General features: G+C 60.3%; 24 protein-coding genes. 18 read left to right on the top strand and 6 right to left on the bottom strand.

All coding sequences use genetic code 11. The features are described 5' to 3' along the window. Window positions 1–142 precede the first annotated feature (142 nt). Window positions 143–1,093 carry a MerR family transcriptional regulator gene (locus tag DM813_RS07135; RefSeq protein ID WP_128322702.1) on the top strand — a complete coding sequence of 317 codons (951 nt, stop codon included), beginning with the start codon at window positions 143–145 and terminating at the stop codon, window positions 1,091–1,093. Here the strand turns inward: DM813_RS07135 and DM813_RS07130 are convergent. After that, entirely contained in the window at window positions 1,090–1,695 is a 606-nt protein-coding gene (locus DM813_RS07130) for a hypothetical protein (protein WP_128322701.1), read from the bottom strand. The two genes, DM813_RS07135 and DM813_RS07130, sit on opposite strands and share 4 nt — an antisense overlap. A gap of 72 nt (window positions 1,696–1,767) precedes the next feature. Continuing rightward, window positions 1,768–2,226, bottom strand: coding sequence for a PAS domain S-box protein (locus DM813_RS07125; protein ID WP_128322700.1), 459 nt, complete (start codon window positions 2,224–2,226; stop codon window positions 1,768–1,770). 139 nt (window positions 2,227–2,365) lie between these two features. Here DM813_RS07125 and DM813_RS07120 point away from each other — a divergent pair, with 139 nt between their 5' ends. Further along, window positions 2,366–2,821: a flavodoxin gene (locus DM813_RS07120; RefSeq protein WP_128322699.1), complete on the top strand. Its 456-nt coding sequence runs from the start codon at window positions 2,366–2,368 to the stop codon at window positions 2,819–2,821. Here DM813_RS07120 and DM813_RS07115 read toward each other — a convergent pair whose 3' ends face one another. Next, entirely contained in the window at window positions 2,822–3,709 is an 888-nt protein-coding gene (locus tag DM813_RS07115; protein ID WP_128322698.1) for a LysR family transcriptional regulator, read from the bottom strand. Window positions 3,710–3,806: 97 nt separating this feature from the next. On the opposite strand from DM813_RS07115, the gene DM813_RS07110 reads away from it, so the two are divergent. The 5 genes from DM813_RS07110 to DM813_RS07090 all read left to right on the top strand — a co-directional run bounded on the left by DM813_RS07110 (window position 3,807) and on the right by DM813_RS07090 (window position 7,428). Beyond that, a complete protein-coding gene (locus tag DM813_RS07110; protein WP_128322697.1) occupies window positions 3,807–4,193 on the top strand; it encodes a CidA/LrgA family protein in 387 nt (128 codons plus the stop codon). Continuing rightward, a complete protein-coding gene (locus tag DM813_RS07105) occupies window positions 4,183–4,869 on the top strand; it encodes an LrgB family protein (RefSeq protein ID WP_128322696.1) in 687 nt (228 codons plus the stop codon). The genes DM813_RS07110 and DM813_RS07105 overlap by 11 nt, the downstream gene beginning before the upstream one ends. A 186-nt stretch (window positions 4,870–5,055) precedes the next feature. After that, window positions 5,056–5,961 (top strand): alpha/beta fold hydrolase, encoded by a 906-nt coding sequence (locus DM813_RS07100; protein ID WP_128322695.1) that lies wholly within the window; start codon window positions 5,056–5,058, stop codon window positions 5,959–5,961. Between the two features lie 123 nt (window positions 5,962–6,084). Further along, window positions 6,085–6,996 (top strand): SDR family oxidoreductase, encoded by a 912-nt coding sequence (locus DM813_RS07095; protein WP_128322694.1) that lies wholly within the window; start codon window positions 6,085–6,087, stop codon window positions 6,994–6,996. Window positions 6,997–7,074: 78 nt separating this feature from the next. Then, entirely contained in the window at window positions 7,075–7,428 is a 354-nt protein-coding gene (locus tag DM813_RS07090; protein ID WP_128322693.1) for a superinfection exclusion B family protein, read from the top strand. Between the two features lie 301 nt (window positions 7,429–7,729). Here DM813_RS07090 and DM813_RS07085 read toward each other — a convergent pair whose 3' ends face one another. Continuing rightward, entirely contained in the window at window positions 7,730–8,515 is a 786-nt protein-coding gene (locus tag DM813_RS07085) for an IclR family transcriptional regulator (protein WP_128322692.1), read from the bottom strand. A 173-nt stretch (window positions 8,516–8,688) separates the two neighbouring features. Here DM813_RS07085 and hmgA point away from each other — a divergent pair, with 173 nt between their 5' ends. From hmgA to maiA, 3 genes are read left to right on the top strand one after another with little or no spacing between them, the layout of a single operon-like run. Continuing rightward, window positions 8,689–9,990, top strand: a complete 1,302-nt coding sequence (gene hmgA / locus DM813_RS07080) for a homogentisate 1,2-dioxygenase (protein ID WP_128322691.1) — start codon at window positions 8,689–8,691, stop codon at window positions 9,988–9,990. A gap of 3 nt (window positions 9,991–9,993) precedes the next feature. Continuing rightward, window positions 9,994–11,286, top strand: a complete 1,293-nt coding sequence (gene fahA, locus DM813_RS07075; RefSeq protein ID WP_128322690.1) for a fumarylacetoacetase — start codon at window positions 9,994–9,996, stop codon at window positions 11,284–11,286. Between the two features lie 12 nt (window positions 11,287–11,298). Next, a complete protein-coding gene (gene maiA, locus DM813_RS07070; RefSeq protein WP_128322689.1) occupies window positions 11,299–11,931 on the top strand; it encodes a maleylacetoacetate isomerase in 633 nt (210 codons plus the stop codon). An 8-nt stretch (window positions 11,932–11,939) separates the two neighbouring features. On the opposite strand, the gene DM813_RS07065 is transcribed toward maiA, so the two are convergent. Continuing rightward, window positions 11,940–12,746: a SirB1 family protein gene (locus tag DM813_RS07065; RefSeq protein WP_128322688.1), complete on the bottom strand. Its 807-nt coding sequence runs from the start codon at window positions 12,744–12,746 to the stop codon at window positions 11,940–11,942. Window positions 12,747–12,871: 125 nt separating this feature from the next. Here DM813_RS07065 and DM813_RS07060 point away from each other — a divergent pair, with 125 nt between their 5' ends. After that, complete coding sequence (locus DM813_RS07060; RefSeq protein WP_128322687.1) at window positions 12,872–13,891, top strand: Leu/Phe/Val dehydrogenase; 1,020 nt, start codon at window positions 12,872–12,874, stop codon at window positions 13,889–13,891. Window positions 13,892–13,897: 6 nt separating this feature from the next. Here the strand turns inward: DM813_RS07060 and DM813_RS07055 are convergent, their stop codons facing one another. Further along, window positions 13,898–14,161, bottom strand: a complete 264-nt coding sequence (locus DM813_RS07055; RefSeq protein WP_128322686.1) for a YebG family protein — start codon at window positions 14,159–14,161, stop codon at window positions 13,898–13,900. A gap of 235 nt (window positions 14,162–14,396) precedes the next feature. Between DM813_RS07055 and DM813_RS07050 the strand changes: the two genes are divergently transcribed. The 7 genes from DM813_RS07050 to DM813_RS07020 all read left to right on the top strand — a co-directional run bounded on the left by DM813_RS07050 (window position 14,397) and on the right by DM813_RS07020 (window position 21,584). After that, entirely contained in the window at window positions 14,397–14,903 is a 507-nt protein-coding gene (locus DM813_RS07050; protein WP_128322685.1) for a disulfide bond formation protein B, read from the top strand. A gap of 563 nt (window positions 14,904–15,466) precedes the next feature. Further along, a complete protein-coding gene (gene cyoA, locus DM813_RS07045) occupies window positions 15,467–16,411 on the top strand; it encodes a ubiquinol oxidase subunit II (RefSeq protein ID WP_128322684.1) in 945 nt (314 codons plus the stop codon). 3 nt (window positions 16,412–16,414) lie between these two features. Further along, window positions 16,415–18,433 carry a cytochrome o ubiquinol oxidase subunit I gene (gene cyoB, locus DM813_RS07040; RefSeq protein WP_128322683.1) on the top strand — a complete coding sequence of 673 codons (2,019 nt, stop codon included), beginning with the start codon at window positions 16,415–16,417 and terminating at the stop codon, window positions 18,431–18,433. A gap of 3 nt (window positions 18,434–18,436) precedes the next feature. Beyond that, complete coding sequence (locus DM813_RS07035; protein WP_128322682.1) at window positions 18,437–19,066, top strand: cytochrome o ubiquinol oxidase subunit III; 630 nt, start codon at window positions 18,437–18,439, stop codon at window positions 19,064–19,066. Beyond that, a complete protein-coding gene (cyoD, locus tag DM813_RS07030; protein WP_128322681.1) occupies window positions 19,067–19,399 on the top strand; it encodes a cytochrome o ubiquinol oxidase subunit IV in 333 nt (110 codons plus the stop codon). 11 nt (window positions 19,400–19,410) lie between these two features. After that, window positions 19,411–20,298 (top strand): heme o synthase, encoded by an 888-nt coding sequence (gene cyoE, locus DM813_RS07025; RefSeq protein WP_128322680.1) that lies wholly within the window; start codon window positions 19,411–19,413, stop codon window positions 20,296–20,298. Window positions 20,299–20,450: 152 nt separating this feature from the next. Next, entirely contained in the window at window positions 20,451–21,584 is a 1,134-nt protein-coding gene (locus DM813_RS07020; RefSeq protein WP_128322679.1) for a hypothetical protein, read from the top strand. The last annotated feature ends 131 nt before the right edge of the window (window positions 21,585–21,715 follow it).

Raw genomic sequence — 21,715 nt, 5'->3', positions numbered from 1 at the left:
TGCAAAAAGCGGGCACGGATTATTCCTCAAATAACCTGACTCGTCAGTGCTGATCGTGTGCTGCCTCACAGAATTGCCAATGGTCGCCCCGTAGTGCCCGGAGTAGAATGCGCCTTGGCCCTAGAATCGTGGTTTCCCGGCAATGCTTGAACCTGCCCAGTCTTCGTTGAGTCCCGGTAATCTCGATCAGGAGGAGCTGTTTCCGATCCGTGAAGTGTCGCGCCTGACCGGCATCAACCCGGTCACTCTGCGTGCATGGGAGCGCCGATACGGGCTGATTCAACCGACGCGCACCGAAAGTGGGCATCGCCTGTATTCCCAGGCCGACATCGACGAGGTGCGCAACATCCTCGGCTGGATCGAGCGTGGGGTGGCGGTGAGCAAGGTCGGCAAGATTCTCGCCCGCAACCAGACTCTCAAGTCTCAGGCCGAGGCGCCGCGTAGCCAGGCTTCCCAGGACGATTTCAAACAATGGCAGTTGCAGCTGCGTCAAGCCGTTCGGGCGTTCGATGAGCGCCGGCTGGAGCAGGTGTATGGCCAGGTGTTCAGCAGTTATCCGCTGGTGGTCACGTTCCAGGACATCCTGTTGCCGGTCTGGCAAGAGCTGCGCAGCACCCAGGAGGCGTTCGGCCACCTCAGCGAATGGCTGTTCCTCGACGGTTTTCTGCGCGGACGGGTATTGCAGCGCCTGCAGCTGTCGGGTGATCAACAGGAAGCCAGAGTACTGTTGGCCGCCATTCCCGGGCATTGCCGGGAACTGGAGTTGCTGGTGGCAGCGTTGTTACTGAGCAGCAGTGACATCGCCGTGACCGTGCTGGGGCTGGGGCAGCCGGTCGAAGAGCTGCATCTGGTGTGTGAGCGCATGATGCCGCATGCCCTGGTGCTGTTCTCGAATCACCCGCCAGCGCACGACTTGCCCAAGCGCCTGGCGCATCTGGCCCTTACGCTGGAGTGCCCGCTGTTGCTGGCTGGCGAGGCGGCGGACATGGCCCAGGACAGCCTGATCGGTTCGCAAGTGGCGTGCCTGGGCAGTGAAGGCCGGCTAATGCGCCGCCGCTTGCAGCAATACCTGGCCGGTCACCTGGACAGTTAAGGGTGCAGCTCCGGATGGGCCTGGCGGTGGGCCTGAAGGATGTACTCGCGTAGCCGTTCGATCTCGCTCTGCTGGCTTTCGCAGAGGTTGTAGGCCGCAAGGTTTTGCCCGGTGCGCCGCTGCAGGATGCCGTGCAAGGCGATGGGGGCGCAATTGTCCGGGCTGAACCAGAGGTCGAAGGTTTCAGGCGGCTCGGGCTGGTCACGAACGTCTACCAGCACCCCCTTGAACGAAATTTCCCGTACCCACAGGCCGGTACTCAAACCCAGGTCGTCTTCCAGCGCCAGCGGCGACTCAAGGGTCAGCCGCCATGGGCGCACCATCGGGCCTTCTTCATAGATGCGCGGCGCGCCCAGCTGCAGTTGCAGGGCGTGGAACTCGTCTTCGACCAGGTGCAGCGGAAAGGTCATCTGGTGGTTGTCGAACTGCGCCTGCAAGGTGACCTGCTCATCGGCGATCAGCCGGGTCAGCAGGTTTTTGATGTCACTGCCGCCAGAGACCATCAGGCGCGACACCGACTCCGCCGGTGAAGGCAGGGACGTGTGCTGCATGGTCCGGATGAAATCCAGCTCATCCTGAGTCAGGAGGGCATTTGCTTGCATGGTCGAACTCGAAAGTGGCGGACGTGAGCGCATTTCTTCACCGTGATGGACAACTGAGCGGCAGTTTTGTTTTTACCGTTCGTCGCTTTCCAGTTCAGCAATGCGTGCCCGCGCCTGAGCCAGTTCGCGCTCAAGCTCGATTACTCGCTGCTCCGCCTCGACCTGACGGCTGACATCTTTCTGGATGCCGATGAAGTATTTGCGCTGATCGGCTTCGATATACACAGGGGTAATCGACAGCTCGTTCCAGAATGCACTGCCGTCCTTGCGGTAGTTGCGCAGGATTTCCCGGCACGGCTGGCCGCTTTTGATCGCCTCGCGAATCAGTGCGCGAGAGGCCTGGTCACGGTCATCGTTTTGCAGAAAACGGCAATCGCGGTAGAGGATATCGTTGGCTCCGTAGCCGGTCAGGCGCTCAAACGCCGGGTTCACATAAATCAGGATGGTGTCATCATCGCCTTCCTGTTCAGCGACCACGATGCCGTCATTGGAGGCATCAATCATGCGTTGTAGCAGTTTGGCGTTGATCATCAATAACGTCCGCAAGGTCTTGGAGAGGGCGGCTGGCTGATTCCAGTGGATTGCACCACTGTGCTGATTCGGCGATTGAGGCCTTTTGCCACTGCCCAATGTTAGTATCCTACGTTTTTACTCAGTTTCGGAACCCTCTATGAAAGTCGCCATCCTTTCCGGTTCGGTCTACGGTACGGCCGAAGAAGTCGCACGGCATGCCGAATCGCTGCTCAAAGCTGCAGGATTCGAGGCCTGGCACGCTGCCCGAGCCACTTTGCAGGATCTTCAGGGCTTTGCCCCGGAGGCGTTTCTGGCAGTGACCTCGACGACCGGCATGGGCGAGTTGCCCGACAACCTGATGCCGTTGTTCAGTGAAATCCGCGATGTGTTGCCGGCGGCCTGGCGCGGTTTGCCCGGTGCGGTCATCGCCCTGGGTGACTCCAGCTACGGCGATACCTTCTGTGGTGGCGGCGAGCAGCTGCGCGAACTGTTCGCCGAACTGGGCATCAATGAGGTGCAGCCCATGCTGCGTCTGGACGCCAGTGAAACCGTGACCCCTGAAACCGACGCCGAGCCGTGGCTGGCTGAGCTGATGAGCGCACTGCGTGGCTGATCACGTCGGTGGTTGTTGCTCGCGCAACAGTTGCAACCAGGCTTGGGCCGCCCGCGACAAGTAGGCGCCTTCACGCCAGATGAAGGCGATGTCCCAGCGCAGGTCGGTGGGCTCGCTCAGGGCCAGCCGCACCACGCCGGGGCGCTCCAGTCCTCTGGCCACCACACTGGGCAGCAGCACCACGCCCTGGCCTGCGGCCACCAGGGCAGCGAGGAAATCGGCCTGGCCGCTGCGCCCGCCTTCCTTGGGCGTGAACCCCACCTTCTGGCAAGCGCTGAGCAAGCGGTCATTGAGCACGAAGCTGCTCTGGTACAGCAGGAACGGTGTATCGGCCAGTTGTGCCAGGTGTACGTGCTCGGCGGCGGCCAATGGATGGTCCGCAGGTAGCAGGGCGTCGAGCGGTTCATTGCAGAACGGTTGAAAGGCGAACGCCGGGTCGCTAGGCGTCAGGCTGCCACCCAGTTCCAGCTCTCCGCTGAGTACGGCTTGTTCAACATTGCGACTACCGCCTTCGAGCAGATAAACGGTGATATTCGGGTAGCGCCGCCGGTACTCGGCAAACAGGCGGGCAAACAGGGCATCGCTGCCCAGCAGCGGCAGCCCCAGGCGCAGTTCACCGCGGGCCAGTTGGCTGAGGTCGTCGAGTTCGTTCTGCAACTCCTGGCGCAGGCGCAGCATCGCTTCGCCGCGCTCCAGCACCACCTTGCCGGCGGCGGTCAGGTGCAAGTGCGAGCCCTGGCGCTCGAGCAGGGCAACGCCCAGGTCCTGCTCCAGTTGTGCCACTTGCTTGCTGACCGCCGACTGGCTGATGTGCAGGCTGTGGGACGCCTGGGTAAAGCCCCCACGGTGGATGACTTCGATAAAGCTGCGCAGCTGTTTGAATTCCATGCGTTAAATTCCATAGTGGAATGGAAGCCAGTCTAACAATTCGTTTTTCGCGTGGTGGATGGCCTTTTAGAATAGTGCCTTGAAGAGGTTCCCCACGATGACTACCGCATCTACCAAGCGTTTTTTCCGCCTGCTCGCCGAGCTGGCGGTATTTCTTGCCCTCTATGCTTTCGGCGGCCAGTTGGCAGCCTGGCTGGGCTGGCCAATTCCCGGCGGCGTCATGGGTCTGGCACTGTTGTTGATCCTGTTTGCCCTGGGCTGGCTGAAGCCGGCCACATTGCAATTGGGCGCGGGCCTGTTGATGGCCGAAATGCTGTTGTTCTTCATCCCCGCACTGATGAGCCTGCTCGATTACGGCAGCCTGCTGCGTGATGAGGGGTGGCGGATCCTGCTGGTTATCGGCGTCAGCACCTTGATGGTCATGGTGATGACGGCGGTTACCGTGGAGTGGGTGTGCCGCTGGAGGATGCGTCATGACGTTTGAACCGATGCCGCTGTTCTGGCTTGCCTTGACCTTGCTTGCCTACCTGGGCAGCCGCTGGCTGTACCGACGTACCGGGCGCTATCTGCTATCGCCGTTGATCCTGGTACCGGTGTTGCTGCTGGCGATTGCCGTGCCGCTGAACACCGCTTATGCCGAGTATTCGCGTGATACCCACTGGTTGATGTCGGTATTGGGGCCGGTGACGGTGGCCTTTGCCATTCCGATCTGGCAACAACGGGCGTTGCTGGCGCGCCATTGGCCGGCTCTGACCCTGGGCATGGTGGTGGGCAGCGCAGCCTCGATCGGCAGTTCCTGGGGGCTGGCGCATCTGTTGTCGCTGGACAGTGCGGTAAGTCTGTCGTTGTTGCCGCGCTCGATTACCACACCCTTTGCCATGCCACTGGCGCGTGACCTGGGCGGCGTTCCGGAGCTGACTGCAGTGTTCGTGATGTTCACCGGGGTGCTGGGGGCCATGTTCGGCGGGGTGCTGCTCAGATTCCTGCCGTTGCGTACACCGCTGGCACGCGGTGCGCTGTTCGGTGTCGGGGCCCATGGCGCCGGGGTCAGCCGCGCGCAGGAAGTCGGCAGGGAAGAGGGCTCTGTAGCGGGTCTGGTGATGGTCCTGACCGGGTTGTTGAACCTGTTCGCAGCGCCGCTGCTGACCCTTATGGTGTGAGCGCGCCAGTTAAGTTGCTGCCTGACTCACAAGGTCAATAAGCTGGCTGCCAATGCAACTTACCTTTGCCAGCGTGATGGCTAGACTGCTTGGCAGTAGAGCACACGCATGTGCCGAGGTGATTGCAATGACCGCAACGTATGCCTTGCCCAACACAATCTACTTCCTGCTGACGAGAATACGCTAATGCCTTTGGCCGAAATTCCATTGTGCGTCTGGCGTACCCGGGGACAGGATTTTTCGTTCCGTAGCCAGAGCATTCGATACTGGACCGCAGGGCAAGGAGAGCCGCTGCTACTGATTCACGGATTTCCCACTGCCAGCTGGGACTGGCACTACCTGTGGGCGCCGCTGGTTCAACGCTTCCGGGTGATTGCCTGCGACATGCTCGGCTTTGGCGACTCGGCCAAGCCGGTACAGCATGAGTACAGCCTGATCGAGCAGGCTGATTTGCAGCAGGCCTTGCTGGCGCAGCTGCAGATCGACCAGCCCGTGCATGTGCTGGCCCACGATTACGGGGCCAGCGTCGCTCAGGAGTTACTCGCGCGGCACCATGAGGGGCAGGCGAACATTGCCAGCTGTGCGTTCCTCAACGGCGGGTTGTTTCCTGAGCGCCATCGCACTCTGCTGATCCAGAAACTGCTGCTCAGCCCCCTGGGCTGGCTGGTGGCGCGCTCGTTCGGGCGCGATGATCTGGTGCGTAATGTCACGCAGGTTTACGGCCCTTGCACCCACCCGAGCGAAAGCTCGCTGGATGACAGCTGGAGCCTGATCGAGGCAAACGGAGGCACGCGGATCCTGCACAAGTTGGCCGCCTATGTTCCTGAGCGCATGGTCCATCGCGCGCGCTGGGTGGCTGCCCTGCAGCACGGCACGGTGCCCATGCGTTTTATCAACGGTGCCGCCGACCCGGTTTCCGGTATCCACATGCTCGAACGGTACCAGGAGCTGGTTCCTAATCCCGACACCGTAGTGCTTCAAGGCATCGGCCATTACCCGCATACCGAAGCACCGGCACAGGTGTTGCGCCATTACCTGACGTTTCGCGAGCAACCCTTGCAGCGCTTCGCACAGAAGGTCGCCTGGTCCTGACGGGCCAGGTGTGCTTCATCATCTTCTAGCCTTATCGCCTGCCATTCACCCTCTGCCCGCTTGATTGTGTGCTGGCTGGTGCTGGCCGACACTCGGGCATTTCCTCTTGCTGGAGTGATGAGCATGAACGATTCGGTGCGTCTGGACGATAAAGTGGTCATTGTGACCGGAGCCGGTGGCGGCCTGGGTCAAGCCCACGCCTTGCTGTTTGCCCGCCATGGCGCGCGGGTGGTGGTCAATGACCTGGGCGGTTCGACCCATGGCGAAGGCGCCAATGTGTCTGCTGCCGACCGGGTAGTGGCACAGATCCGCGAGGCCGGCGGTACGGCGGTGGCCAACCATGACTCCGTGGCCGACGGCCAGCGCATTGTCGAGCAGGCACTGGATGCCTTTGGCCGAGTCGATGTGCTGGTCAACAACGCCGGCATTCTGCGTGACAAAACCTTCCACAAAATGGACGACAGTGATTGGCAGCAGGTTTACCAGGTGCATGTCGAAGGTGCCTACAAGGTAACTCGCGCGGCCTGGGCGCACTTGCGCGAACAGAACTGGGGGAGGGTGATTTTTACTGCGTCCACCTCGGGCATTTACGGCAACTTCGGCCAGGCCAACTACGGCATGGCCAAACTTGGCCTGTACGGCCTGACCCGCACCCTGGCCATCGAGGGCCGCAAACACAACATTCTGGTCAACGCCATTGCACCTACTGGCGGCACACGCATGACCGAAGGGCTGATTCCGCCGCAGGTGTTCGAGCAGCTCAAGCCGGAACTGATCAGCCCGCTGGTGGTGTACCTGGGCAGTGAGCAGTGCCAGGACAGCGGCGGGCTTTTTGAAGTGGGCGGCGGCTGGGTCGGTAAAGTGCGATGGGAGCGCAGCCTGGGCGTAGGTTTCAATCCGCACCAAGGGTTTACTCCGGAAGATGTCGCGGCCAACTGGGAAACTATCGGTGACTTCACCGATGCCGTGCACCCGCGCGACAGCCTGGAGGCGTTGCAACAGATGATGGCCAACCTGCAGAAGCATCCCCGCTGATCAGACCTGCCTGAGGTTGTGGTCGCCGGCAGATCCTGCCTATGCTGGGCGGCCATGATCGATGCAGGAGTACAGCGGATGTACGAGTCCAAAACCGAGGCGGTCATCTCACCTCGCCAGTTTCGCTTTCGATTGCTGCGTCATGCGCTTGCCGCGTGCCTGCTGCTGATCGCCTCGATCCTCTTCGGTGTAGTCGGGCACCTGTACTTCGAACCACACATTCCTATACACGATGCGATCTTCAACGCCACCTTGCTGTTGGGCGGGGTAGGGCCGGTGATCCTGCCCGAAAGCATTGGCGGCAAGTTGTTCTTTGCCGGCTATGGCCTTTATGTAGGCCTGGTCTTTGTCGCCAGCATCGGCTTGATCCTGGCGCCGGTCGCTCATCGGTTGCTGCATCGGTTTCACTTTGATGAGAGCGATGACGACTGAGGGCAAAAAGCAGGTAATAAAAAAGGCCGCTGCAAAGCAGCGGCCAAGTAAGACGCAGATCAAGGAGCTTCAAAATCAACGTCGGTGAACCTGTTGCCGGAAGGCGGGTTGTTCACGCCTGAAATGCCCGTGCCAGAGCAGCTGTCGTGTTGGCGCGGTCCAGCTGCAAACAGAATAAGCCGCTGACCTTGAAGGAAAAATAGTCAATTGTGACAATCACTGTTGCACCGCTGGCAACAGTGCGGCAGCACCTACCTTAGTGCAGGTGCCCGTGAATGACTGTGAGCCTTTGTAAGCAAATTCAAGGGGCCACTTCGTAGCCCATGCGCCAGCTGATCATCTTCGCGGCGGCCAGCAATTGCTGCGCGGCCGGGCCTTGTTCGTCGGCATGGAAGATCGACGTCGGGCCGACCACGGTCAATACCGCGACAATCTGGCCAAAGGCATTGAGCACCGGTGCCGAAAGGGCATCGACGCCGGGCATGAGCAAACCATGGACATGGTGCAGGCCACGTTCACGGATGCTGGCGAACAAGGCGTCATAGTCGCTGGTGCTGTGCCCCAGGGCTGCCAGTTCCTGATCGCGCAACTCGACAGTCTCGCGCTCTGGCAGGTAGGCACCAAACACCAGGCCGGTCGATGAGCTGAGCAGCGGCAGCACCGAGCCGATCTGGGTGACTACGGTCACTGCGCGAACCGCCGGTTCGATATTGACCACGGTCGCACCCTGGTTGCCCCACACAGCAATGAAGCAGCTCTCGTTCAATGCGTCGCGCAATTGTGACAACGGTAAAGCCGCGACTTTCAGCACATCCATCCCGCCCAGCGCTGCAAGCCCCACACGCAGAGCCTCACGGCCCAGGCCATAGTGGTTGGTGGCCGAATTCTGCTCGGCAAAGCCGCTGGCAATCAGCGCCTGCAGGTAGCGGTGCACCTTGCTCGCGGGCATGTCCACGTGTTCGGCGAGACGCGACAGGGAGGTCGAGGGTGACAGCTGGGCCAGGGCCTTGAGGATATCGGTACCGACTTCGGCCGAACGGACCTTCTGTTTGCCGGCGTTGTCGGCGGGGGAGCTGGCTTTGGCCATTGGGGATTCGATCCGGGTAGTCCTGGTGGGCGTCTTTATAGCTTGACGGTCTTCGCCAATCAAATTACGTTATGCGTAATGTGATTACGATAAAAATAACGCAGAAGCGCTGCTACGGTGAACAGCTCGCAGCCAACTGCCATCAACCGGCCTGCACTGGGCCCGGAGGCTCGATGAACCTCGACAGCACCCCTGTTCTCGATTACCAAAGTGGTTTCGGCAACGAATTCGCCAGCGAAGCCTTGCCCGGCGCCCTGCCGGCCGGCCAGAACTCGCCGCAAAAGGCCCCGTACGGCCTGTATGCCGAACTGTTTTCCGGTACGGCCTTCACCATGACCCGCAGCGAAATGCGGCGTACGTGGATGTACCGTATTCGTCCTTCAGCGCTGCATCCGCGCTTCGAGCGCCTGGAGCGCCAGCTGGCGGGTGGCCCGCTGGGCGCGGTGACGCCCAACCGGCTGCGTTGGAGCCCACAGGAAATCCCGGGCGAGCCGACTGACTTTATCGATGGCTGGGTAGCGATGGCCGCCAACGCCGCCAGCGAAAAGCCTGCCGGTATCAGCATTTATAGTTACTGCGCCAACCGCTCCATGGAGCGGGTATTTTTCAACGCTGATGGCGAACTGCTGGTGGTGCCGCAACTGGGGCGCCTGCGTATCATCACCGAACTGGGCGTGCTGGCGGTCGAGCCCCTGGAAATCGCTGTGCTGCCACGCGGCCTGAAGTTTCGCGTCGAGCTGCTCGACGACCAGGCCCGCGGTTACATCGCCGAAAACCACGGAGCCCCCCTGCGCATTCCGGACCTGGGGCCGATCGGTAGCAACGGCCTGGCCAACCCGCGCGATTTCCTCGCGCCGGTCGCTCACTACGAAGATCATCAGGGCCAGGTGCAACTGGTGCAGAAGTTTCTCGGCGAACTGTGGGGCTGTGAGCTCAATCATTCGCCGCTGGACGTGGTTGCCTGGCACGGCAACAACGTGCCTTACAAATATGACCTGCGCCGGTTCAACACCATCGGTACCGTCAGCTTCGACCACCCGGACCCTTCGATTTTCACCGTGCTTACTTCGCCGACCAGCGTCCCGGGGCTGGCCAACCTCGACTTCGTGATCTTTCCGCCGCGCTGGATGGTGGCCGAAAACACCTTCCGTCCACCGTGGTTCCACCGCAACCTGATGAACGAGTTCATGGGGCTGATCAGGGGCGAGTACGACGCCAAGGCCGAAGGCTTCCTGCCGGGCGGTGCATCCTTGCACAGTTGCATGAGTGCCCATGGCCCGGATGCGCAGACCTGCGCCAATGCCATCGCTGCCGACCTCAAGCCGAACAAGATCGACAACACCATGGCGTTCATGTTCGAGACCAGCCAGGTGCTGCGTCCGAGCCGTCATGCGCTTGAATGCCCGCAGTTGCAGGCCGACTACGATAGTTGCTGGGCTTCCTTGCCGAGCACCTTCACCCCGAACCGGAGATAACCCATGAATCAGTCCGCCACTGCCCGCAGTTGGGTCGAACACGCCAACGGGCACCGCGATTTTCCGCTGCAGAACCTGCCGCTGGGGATCTTCAGTCACCAAGGCCAGGGCAAACGCTGTGGCGTGGCCATTGGCGATGCCATTCTCGATCTTGAAGGTGCGCTGGTAGCCGGTTTGTTCGACGGCCACGCCCGTGTTGCTGTCGAGGCCACCCGTGGCGGTGCGCTCAATGCCTTCTTTGCCCTGGGCCGCAGCGCCCGGGTGGCCTTGCGCGAACGCCTGTTGGAGCTGCTCGGCGAGCACAGCGAACATCAGGCCGTGCTCAAGCCCTTGCTGCTGGACAGCGCCGAATGCCAGTTGCACCTGCCGGCGCAGATCGGCGACTACACCGATTTCTATGTCGGCATCGAGCACGCCAAGAACGTTGGCAAGCTGTTCCGCCCGGACAACCCGCTGCTGCCCAACTACAAGTATGTGCCCATCGGCTATCACGGCCGTGCCTCGACCATTCGTCCCTCCGGCACCGACGTGCGCCGCCCCAAGGGCCAGACGCTGCCTGCCGGGCAGACCGAGCCGAGCTTCGGGCCTTGCGCGCGCCTGGACTACGAGCTGGAGCTTGGGATCTGGATCGGTCAGGGCAACGAGATGGGCGAGTCGATTCCGGTCGCAGAGGCGGCTGAGCATATCGCCGGTTTCTGCCTGCTCAACGACTGGTCCGCCCGTGACATCCAGGCCTGGGAGTACCAGCCGTTGGGGCCGTTCCTGTCCAAGAGCTTCATCTCGACGGTTTCCCCCTGGGTGGTGACGGCCGAGGCGCTGGCGCCTTTCCGTTGTGCCCAGCCCGCGCGCCCCGAAGGTGACCCGCAGCCGTTGTCGTATCTGCTCGATTCGCACGACCAGGCCACAGGCGCTTTCGACATCGAACTAGAAGTGCTGCTGCTGACCGAGCGCATGCGTGAACAGAACCTGCCGGCCCATCGCCTGACATTGAGCAATACTTCAAGCATGTACTGGACCGTCGCGCAAATGGTCGCCCATCACAGCGTCAACGGTTGCCAGCTGCAGCCGGGTGACCTGTTTGGCTCCGGAACCTTGTCGGGTGCCCTGCCGGGCCAGTTCGGCAGCCTGCTGGAAATCACCCAGGGCGGCAAGGAACCGGTGCAACTGGCTTCCGGCGAAGTGCGCAAGTTCCTTGAGGACGGTGACGAAGTCATTCTGCGCGCACGCTGCGTGCGTGACGGTGTGGCTTCGATCGGGTTTGGCGAGTGCCGCGGCACGATTGTTCCGGCCAGGTAAGAGGGCAGGGCCATGGATCTGTTCAACTACTTTCGTTCGACCTCGTCCTATCGGGTAAGGATTGCCCTGGCGCTCAAGCAGCTCGAGTACCAGTACGTGCCGGTCAATCTGCTCAAGGGCGAGCAGCGCGAGGAACACTTTCTTGCGCTCAATCCCCAGGGCCGCGTGCCGGCCCTGAGGATCGACTCCGGTGAACTGCTGGTGCAGTCACCGGCGATCATCGAGTACCTGGAGGAGGTTTATCCACAGCCTGCACTGCTGCCTTCCGATCCTGTGCAGCGGGCCCAGGCGCGCGCGGTGGCATCGTTGATCGGTTGTGATATCCACCCACTGCACAACGTCAGCGTGCTCAATCAGCTGCGCGGGTTGGGGCATGACGAGCAGCAGGTCAATGCCTGGATCGCACACTGGATCAGTCAGGGCCTGGCGGCGGTGGAGCAACTGATCGGTGACAGCGGCTTTTGCTTTGGTGAAGAGCCGGGGCTGGCGGACGTCTACCTGATTCCACAGCTGTACGCTGCCGAGCGCTTCGGCATCAGCCTTGGCGATTACCCGCGCATTGGTCGAGTGGCGGCACTGGCGCAGGAACATGCCGCGTTCGTGGTCGCCCACCCGGCCAGGCAACCGGACGCGCCGGCCGCCTGAAGTCAGGGCTAATGCACTGACCGGGCCTGGGGCGGCAACTGGCCCAGACGCTCGGTCAGGCGCAGGCGCTGGATGGGGTCGTCGCTAAGCAGCAGGGCATACTCCAGGTCGAAACGTTCGGCCTGGGGGCAATCCAGGTGCTGATACAGCGTGGCGCGGGCCAGGTAGTCGCTGGCGGTGGCTGTGCCCAGTTGCATCACCCGTTCGGCATCCTTGAGGGCGGCGAGGTCGTCGCCATTGGTCGCATGCAGCTGGCGCAGGTTGCGTGACAGGCGCTGGAGCATCTGTTGCGGGCTGGCGGTGAGCAAGTGGTCGGCGTTGAGCTGCACTTGCGGGCCGAACTGACGGCCAAGCAACTCGCGACAGTCGGCAGGGTAGAGTCGCCGACCACCACAAGGATCGAGCAGGTGGTCTGCGCCCGGTACGCGCAGGAGGAAATGCCCAGGGAAGTTCACGCCTTCCAGCGGGATCGATAACCCATGGGCCAGTTCCAGCGTCAGTAACGCCAAGGCCAGCGGCTGGCCGCGACGGCGTTCCAGTACTTTGTCGAGCAGTGCCGCCTGCGGTCGCAATGGCAGGTATTCATCCTGGGCAAAGCCCAGGGCGTTGAGTTTGCGTAGCAGCGGCTGGGCCAGTTCCCCTAGTGGCAGCATGGGCAGGCCTGCACTGACGTCCTGTTGCAGCAGTCGTACCTGAGCCATGACCAGGTGTGGCTGGACACTGCTGTCGTGTTCGGCAGCAACCCATAAAGCGGCCTCCAGCAAGGCGACCGGTTCACGTTCCAGGCAGGCGAGACAGGCTTGGCGTGGGGGCATGGCATTCTCCGCTCAAGCTTATTTTGTAGCGCTCGCGGGGCCTTTCGTCCAGTGGTCCGGGCGTTGTCATCAATCGGCAAAGTGCGGCCTATACTGGGATCAGCACCTCACTGAGGAGCCCGCTGATGTTCGCTCTCATGCAAAGCACGCGTACGCAATCGCTGCACCTGTGCATCGACCCGCCAACCGGCCTCAAGGCGGTGGTCGCCATTCACAGCGAACATCTGGGCCCAGCCATGGGCGGCTGCCGTTACCTGGCGTATCCGGATGACGACAGTGCCATGGTCGACGCCATTCGCCTGGCCCAGGGGATGAGCTACAAGGCCGCACTGGCCGGCTTGTCGCTGGGCGGGGGCAAGGCGGTGATCATCCGTAACCCGCACGTGGAAAACCGGGCTGCCCTGTTTGAAGCCTTCGGACGCTTTGTCGAGACCCTGCAAGGCCGCTTCATCACCGCCGTGGACAGCGGTACCTCGACACTGGACATGGACTGCATTGCCCAGACCACCCAGCATGTCACCAGTACCACCGCCGCCGGTGACCCTTCACCCCATGCTGCGATGGGGGTGTTTGCTGGCATCCGTGCAACGTCCATGGCGCGATTGGGCAGCGACAACCTGGAAGGCTTGCGGGTAGCAGTGCAGGGGTTGGGTAATGTCGGTTATGCATTGGCCGAACAACTGCACGCCGCAGGTGCCGAGTTGCTGGTCAGCGATCACGACCCCGGCAGGGTGCAGTTGGCCATGGAGCAGTTCAACGCCCGCCCTGTAGCCAATGAAATGCTCATCAGCACCCCCTGCGATATCTTTGCTCCGTGCGGCGTGGGACCGGTGCTCAATGGCCAGAGCGTGATGCAATTGCGCTGTGCCGCGGTGGCGGGTGCAGCGAATAACCAGCTGACCACCTTGCAGGTGGCCGACCAGCTGGAAAGCCGTGGAATTCTCTACGCGCCCGACTATGTGATCAATGCCGGCGGGTTGATCTATGTAGCGCTCAAGCACCGTGATGAGCCGCTGGGCACCATCACTGCTCATCTGGCACGCATTCCCTCGCGGCTGACCGAAGTATTTGCCCACGCGCAAGCGGAAAAACGCTCACCCGCGCGGGTGGCGCAGATGCTCGCCGAGCGGATTATCTATGGCTGAAGCAGGTTACTCGCCCGCATCAGCAGCGAGCAGCTCGGACAGGGCGTCAGGCTGGCTCTTGAACGCCTTGGCAAAGACGTCGCGGTTCTTGGCCATATAGATGCCGGCATCTTCGACCTGTTGTTCGCTGAGCGATGGCACCGCCTTTTTCAGCACTTCGGCCAGCAGTTCGGCCAGCTCGAGCATTTTGTCGTGACGGTCAGCTTCGGCTTTATCCATGAACAAACGCTCCAGATCGCGGCTGCTGCGGTATACCACTTCGACGGCCATTCATCACCTCACATGCCTTTTTGGATATCTGTGCCTAGCACTGTTTATATGTACAGTGTTAATGATAGGGTAATCCTCAAGACTAAGATAGTGGCAATTCGGTAATCTGCCGCATACAGGGTATTTGCGCGCCTGCGCGCGCCTGACGTGGCACTTTTACCGTTCTTAAAGGTCTTCTTGGGCGTGTAGAATTCCGGGCAGGCCGTCGAGCCATCAAGACAATCAAGGATATGCAATGAACGAGCAAACTATGCGCCTGAACCGGGAACGGCGCTTTCTGGTGCTGCTGGGCGTGATCTGCCTGGCCCTGATCGGTGGTGCCCTGTACATGCAGATCGTCCTCGGCGAGGCGCCATGCCCGTTGTGTATCCTGCAGCGCTATGCGCTGTTGCTGATCGCCGTGTTTGCATTCATTGGCGCTGCCATGCCCGGGCGCCGCAGCCTGACCGTGTTTGAAGGCCTGGTGGTGCTCAGTGCGATCGGTGGCATGGCGGCGGCCGGCAACCATGTGTACATCCTCGCCAACCCGGCGGTGAGCTGTGGCATTGACACCCTGCAGCCAATCGTCGATGGCCTGCCGTTGGCGTCGATACTGCCGCTGGTGTTTCAAGTTGACGGGTTTTGCTCCACCCCCTACCCACCGGTGATGGGTTTGTCGCTGGCGCAATGGGCTTTGTTGGCGTTCACCCTGACCGCCATTCTGGTACCGCTGGGCATCTACCGGAACCGCCGCCAGGCTTAGACAAAAGTCATGTTTTGATGCAAGTCAGACATGCAATGTAACTTTCCTTCGGTGTCGCACATCCATTGATCTGGATCAAGCTGAAGCCCTTGTAACACAAGGGCTTCAGGGGTGTTTTGAAGGGTGCGACAAACTGTCGCGAAACTGATTTTTAAGGCGCTATTGTTGCAGTTTTTGTAAAGGACTGTTGCACAATTAGTCATAGTCAATGCCTGACGACCTATCTACAATCGCCCCCAATTTCCGTTCGGCACCGCTTGCGAGTCGCAGGATTAAAGGAGCTTCACGCTCTTTTTGCTGACTCTGACGAGCATCGCCTGCGGCGATGCCGGGCTGACCCCCCTCCGTGATTTCCCGCACCAAATGGAATTGGTCTGAAAACAGGCCTGTTGCCTACGAAGTCAAAACAATAAGCACCGTAATACCCGGTCAATGCCGAGCCGCCGCAGCTGGCCTCAAGGTATGACCGTATTCGATCCGATAAATGCTGACGCTTGGCAGGACGAAGTGTTGGCGACCAAAACACAAATTGCATTGAAGCAAGCTGCTCTAGAGGTCGTGAGATGAGTAAAAAGCGTTACCCCAGACTGTTTGGCATTCTGCCCTTTTTAGGCATGCTTTTACTCAGTGGGTGCAACTGGACCCTGCTCGACCCGAAGGGCCAGGTCGGCATTGAGCAAAAGAACCTTATCCTGATCGCTACCGGCTTGATGTTGCTGGTGGTGATTCCTGTCATTTTCATGACCATCGCGTTCGCCTGGAAGTATCGCGCTTCCAACAAGGCGGCGACCTACACCCCTGACTGGTCGCACTCGACCAAGATCGAAGTGGCGGTGTGGACCATCCCGGTCCTGATCATCATTGCCCTGGGCTATGTGACCTACAAGACCACCCACGAGCTGGACCCGTATCGTCCACTGGTTTCCGACGTGAAGCCGGTGCAGATCGACGTGGTTGCCCTGGACTGGAAATGGCTGTTCATCTACCCGGAACAAGGCATTGCCACGGTCAACAAGATCGTCTTCCCGGCTAACACCCCGGTCAACTTCCGCGTGACCTCCGACTCGGTAATGAACTCGTTCTTCATTCCGGGCCTGGGCGGCCAGATCTACGCGATGGCCGGCATGACCACCAAGCTGCACCTGATCGCCAACGAGAATGGCGAGTTCGACGGTATCTCGGCGAACTACAGCGGCGCGGGCTTCACCGGTATGAAGTTCAAGGCAGTTGCCACCTCCCAGGCCGATTTCGAGGCATGGGTGAACGAAGTCAAACAGTCGCCTAAACAGCTGGATTCGGCTGAATATGCGGCATTGGCAAAAGCTAGCGAAAACAATCCAGTCGCGCTGTACAGCGTGGCATCGCCTGACCAGTTCCAGTCCATCGTCGACAAGTACGAAGGCATGAACCGCGGTCGGCCGGTCCACGAAAAAGAGCAGAGCAAAGAAGCGGCCGGTACCGAAGGGATGGACGTGAGTATGCATTCAGCTGCTGGGGCAGAGGAGTAAGAGATGTTCGGTAAACTAAGTCTGGATGCGATTCCGTATCACGAGCCGATAGTCATGGTGACACTCGCCATGATTGCGCTCGGCGGTATCGCGGTGATTGGTGCAATCACCTACTTCAAGAAATGGACCTACTTGTGGACCGAGTGGTTGACTACGGTCGACCACAAAAAAATCGGGGTGATGTACATCATCGTCGCGATGATCATGCTGCTGCGTGGTTTTGCTGACGCCATCATGATGCGTACCCAGCTGGCGATGGCCACTGGTGGCTCCGAAGGCTATCTGCCGCCTGAGCACTATGACCAGATCTTCACCGCTCACGGTGTGATCATGATCATCTTCATGGCAATGCCATTCTTCACCGGCCTGATGAACCTGGCCCTGCCTCTGCAGATCGGTGCACGTGACGTTGCCTACCCGTTCCTGAACTCCCTGAGCTTCTACCTGCTGCTGGCAGGCGTGCTGCTGGTCAACATCTCCCTGGGTGTTGGTGAGTTCGCCAAGACCGGCTGGGTTGCCTATCCGCCGCTGGCGGGGATTCAGTACAGCCCCGGAGTGGGGGTGGACTACTACATCTGGGCGCTACAGCTATCAGGTTTGGGGACGACACTAACGGGCGTCAACTTCCTGGTTACCGTGCTGAAAATGCGCGCGCCTGGCATGAAGCTGATGGACATGCCGATCTTCACCTGGACCTGCACCTGGGCCAACGTTCTGATCGTCGCTTCGTTCCCGATCCTGACTGCTGCTCTGGCACTGCTGACTGTTGACCGTTATCTGGACTTCCACATTTTCACCAACGAGCTTGGTGGGAACCCGATGATGTACGTCAACCTGTTCTGGGCCTGGGGTCACCCTGAGGTTTACATCCTGATCCTGCCGGCCTTCGGTGTGTTCTCGGAAGTCACCTCGACCTTCGCTGGCAAACGCCTGTTCGGCCACAAGTCGATGATCTACGCTTCCGGCGCGATCGCGGTACTGGGCTTTGCGGTATGGCTGCACCACTTCTTCACCATGGGTTCGGGCGCCAGCGTCAACACCTTCTTCGGTCTGGCGACCATGCTGATCTCGATTCCGACCGGGGTGAAGCTGTTCAACTGGCTGTTCACGATCTACCAGGGCCGCCTGCGCTTCACCGCGCCGGTACTGTGGACCCTGGGCTTCATGGTTACCTTCTCCATTGGTGGTATGACCGGCGTACTGCTGGCTGTTCCAGGTGCTGACTTCGTTCTGCACAACAGCCTGTTCGTAATCGCTCACTTCCACAACGTGATCATCGGTGGTGCGGTGTTCGGCTACATTGCCGGCTTCGCCTTCTGGTTCCCGAAAGCCTTCGGTTTCACCCTGAACGAGAAGTGGGGCAAAGCTGCCTTCTGGTTCTGGATTTCCGGTTTCTACGTGGCATTCATGCCGCTGTACGCACTGGGCTTCATGGGTATGACCCGTCGTCTGAACCACTCCGACAACCCACTGTGGGAACCCTACCTGTACGTAGCCGTTGCTGGCGCCGTGCTGATCCTGTTCGGTATCGCTTGCCAGCTGATCCAGCTGTACGTTTCGGTTCGCGACCGCAAGGACAACATGGACGTGACCGGCGACCCATGGGGCGGCCGTACCCTGGAATGGTCGACTTCGTCGCCACCGCCGTTCTACAACTTCGCTCACATGCCTGAGAAAGTTGGCCTGGACGCCTGGCACGAAACCAAGGAAGCCGGTGTTGCCTACAAGGTTCCTGGCAAGTACGAAGCCATCCACATGCCGAACAACACCTCTACCGGTCTGTTCATGGGTATGTTGCTGACCGTATTCGGTTTCGCCTTCATCTGGCACATCTGGTGGCTGGTTGGCGCTAGCCTGATCGCTACCATCGCGGTCTTCGTTGCTCACGCTGCACGTGACGACCAGGGCTACATGGTGCCTGCCGAAGAAGTGGCGCGTATCGAAGGCGAGCGCTTGAAGTCCCTGGGCCTGGCTACCGGTTCGCCGGTTGGCGCACGTGTCAAATCGTTTGAGCAGGTTTAATCAATGTCCAGTCATGTAATCAATGCAGACGCTCATGCTCATGGTCACGACCATGCGCATGACGATCACCACCACGACTCGGGCCAGATGACCGTCTTCGGTTTCTGGCTGTACCTGATGACCGACTGCATCCTGTTTGCGTCGCTCTTCGCCACCTACGCGGTGCTGTCCGGCAGTTTTGCCGGCGGCCCGTCGGGTCACGACATTTTCCAGCTGGACTTTGTCGCGGTTGAAACCGCACTGCTGTTGCTGTCGAGTATCACCTTCGGCTTCGCCATGTTGCAGATGTTCAAAGGCAACAAGGGCGGCGTGCTGGGCTGGTTGGCCATCACCTTCCTGTTCGGTGCCGGCTTTATCGCGATGGAAGTCTATGAGTTCCATCACCTGATCGCTGAGGGCTTCGGCCCGCAGCGCAGTGGTTTCCTGTCGGCGTTCTTCGCACTGGTAGGTACCCACGGTCTGCACGTAACTGCAGGTCTGATCTGGATGGCGGTAATGATGTACCAGATCAACAAGCACGGTATCACCGGCACTGCCAAAACCCGCATGAGCTGCCTGAGCCTGTTCTGGCACTTCCTGGACGTGGTCTGGATCTGTGTGTTCACCGTTGTGTATCTGCTGGGGGTTCTGTAAATGGCTAACGCACATAACAGCCACGCCGAGGGCAACCACGGTAGCGTCAAGTCCTACCTGATCGGCTTCGTTCTGTCGGTCATCCTGACGGCGATTCCATTCGGCCTGGTGATGTTCCCGAGCATGCCGAAAGACATCACCATCATGGTCGTGGTGGCACTGGCGGTCATCCAGGTGGTTGTCCACCTGGTGTACTTCCTGCACATGGACCGTTCCGCCGAACAGCGTTCCAATGTGTCGACCTTCCTGTTTACAGCGATGGTCATTGCACTGTTGGTCGGCCTGTCGCTGTGGATCATGTTCAGCATCCACACCAGCATGATGGCGAAGTGAGGTAAGACGACATGTCCGTTAAGCACTTTATCCAAATCACCAAACCGGGGATCATTTTCGGTAACGTGCTTTCTGTGGCAGGCGGTTTCTTCCTTGCCGCGCAAGGGCATGTCGACTTCATGCTGTTCCTGGCCGCGGTGATTGGTACTTCGCTGGTGGTGGCGTCCGGTTGCGTGTTCAACAACTGCATCGACCGTGACATCGACATCAAGATGGAGCGCACCAAGAACCGTGCAATGGTCCAGGGCCAGATCTCGCTGAAAGTCGCCTTGGCCTACGCCACCCTGCTCGGGGCGGCGGGCTTTGGCCTGCTGTACTTCAAGGCCAACCCGCTGGCGGCGCTGCTCGGCCTGATCGGCTTCGTCGTCTACGTCGGCTTCTATAGCCTGTACTTCAAGCGCAAGTCGGTGCATGGCACCCTGATCGGCAGCCTGTCCGGTGCCATGCCGCCAGTGATCGGCTACTGTGCCGTGAGCAACAGCTTCGACCTGGCAGCACTGACCCTGCTGGTGATGTTCAGCCTGTGGCAGATGCCGCACTCGTACGCCATTGCGATCTTCCGTTTCAACGACTATCGCGCTGCGTCGATTCCGGTTCTGCCGGTCGAGCGTGGCGTGAAGGCGGCGAAGAAGCAGATCCTCTGGTACATCGGTGCCTTCCTCGCCGCTACCGTGATGCTCACCGTCGGCGGCTACGCTGGCGTGGGTTACCTGGCGGTGGCGGCAGCCATGGGCCTGTACTGGCTGTACATGGCCTGGGGCGGCAACAAGGCGGTAGATGATCGTCTGTGGGCGCGCAAGGTGTTTGCGTTCTCCATCTTCACCATCACCGCCCTGAGCGTGATGATGTCGCTGGACACCAAAGTGCCGACCGACCTGCTGATGACCTACGCACATTGAGTGTGACGGGTTGAACAAAAACGCCCCGGGCCGCAAAGCCCGGGGCGTTTTTGTTTGTGCCGCGGGTAGCGGTGCAGGGCAGGCTTGCCTCCTGCAACCGCCCGAGCCCGGTGATTAGAGTGCGCGGATATTCATCCACTGAGGACTATCCCATGAGCGTACTGACGGTTTATTTCTGCGGCACCGGCTCCCACCGATTCGATGACACCAACCCCAATTTCTGGAACGGCGAGCTGGTCTCGACCCTGGCTGCCAATGATCAGGGCAAGGAGTACGCCAACTGGATTGCGGTCGATGGTCCAGGCAGTGGCAACCTGCAAGCTGACGATCTGTTCGTTGAAGCCGGCAGCTATTACAACTGGAGCCAGACCCTGTTCGGTAAAGGCTGGGAGGAGAATGTCCAGCATGCCCTGCAGATCATCAAGGGCCGCAGCAACTGGCAGCGCAAGGAGCTGAGCGAGGAGGAATACCAGCGCCTGAAAGCAGCTGGCGTGCCCATTCCGGCGTCGACAGCGACCGCCTCCTGGTTCTGGCGGACCTACAATTATGGCGAGCGCAAGATCACGCCGCAGATGCTTCAGGAACAGATCATCAAGCAGTTTCGCAAAGATGGCATTGTCCCGACCCAGGTCAACCTGGTGGGCTGGAGTCGCGGTGGCGTCAGTTGCCATATGCTGGCCAATGCGATGCTTGCCGACAGTGAGCTGAAAGGGCTCCCGGTGAATATCTTTGCTGTTGACCCGGTGCCGGGGGTTGGCAATTTCGAGCGCCATCGGGTGCAACTGGGTCAAAATGTGAAGCAGTATGTGGGCTTCTACTCGCGCGACGAGCGCTCCAAGGGCTTTTCCTGTGTCATCCCCACGACCCATGCCAGCACCCGTTGCCATGTCTACCCGATGCCTGGTCGGCATGCGACCCTGGTGGGCAACGCTTCGGCCGATGGTGCAGGTAGCGGCAAGGTACTGGCCGAACCCGGCCTGATCGTCCGGCACCTTGCCGAAGTGTGCCTGACACGCTGGGGCGTCAAACTGAACAAGATGCTCAAGCTCAGTGAGGCCTATCTGGATAACTACCATCAGGCACTGGCCCGGGATGACGGTAAGTACCAAGCGATGCGCAAGCATTCCTACACGAAGTTCACCGAGTCCGAGAAAGATGAGCGCTACGTCAGCCTGGGTGACAAAGGCACTGCTTTCTCCAACATCCAGGGCGCTGCGTTCAAGCCTGACAGTGCTCTTGCTGCGCCGGTCAAATGGGACCTGACGGCGTACAAGGATATCCGTTGAGCCTTCCTGTGGAGAGTGGCTGCCATTGAAGGTGCTCCGGTGACTGGACAGGCAGCCCGTCCAGGCACTATTGTTGGCGCTGGCCACCGCAGTGGCCAACGTCGCTCGGACGGTTCCGGGCGCTTACGTCT

Origin of the sequence: Pseudomonas alkylphenolica, from assembly GCF_004025535.1 — a bacterium.
GTDB lineage: Bacteria > Pseudomonadota > Gammaproteobacteria > Pseudomonadales > Pseudomonadaceae > Aquipseudomonas > Aquipseudomonas alkylphenolica_A.
Note: the sequence above shows the minus strand (reverse complement) of the source record. Positions and strands in the feature narration are given on the sequence as shown.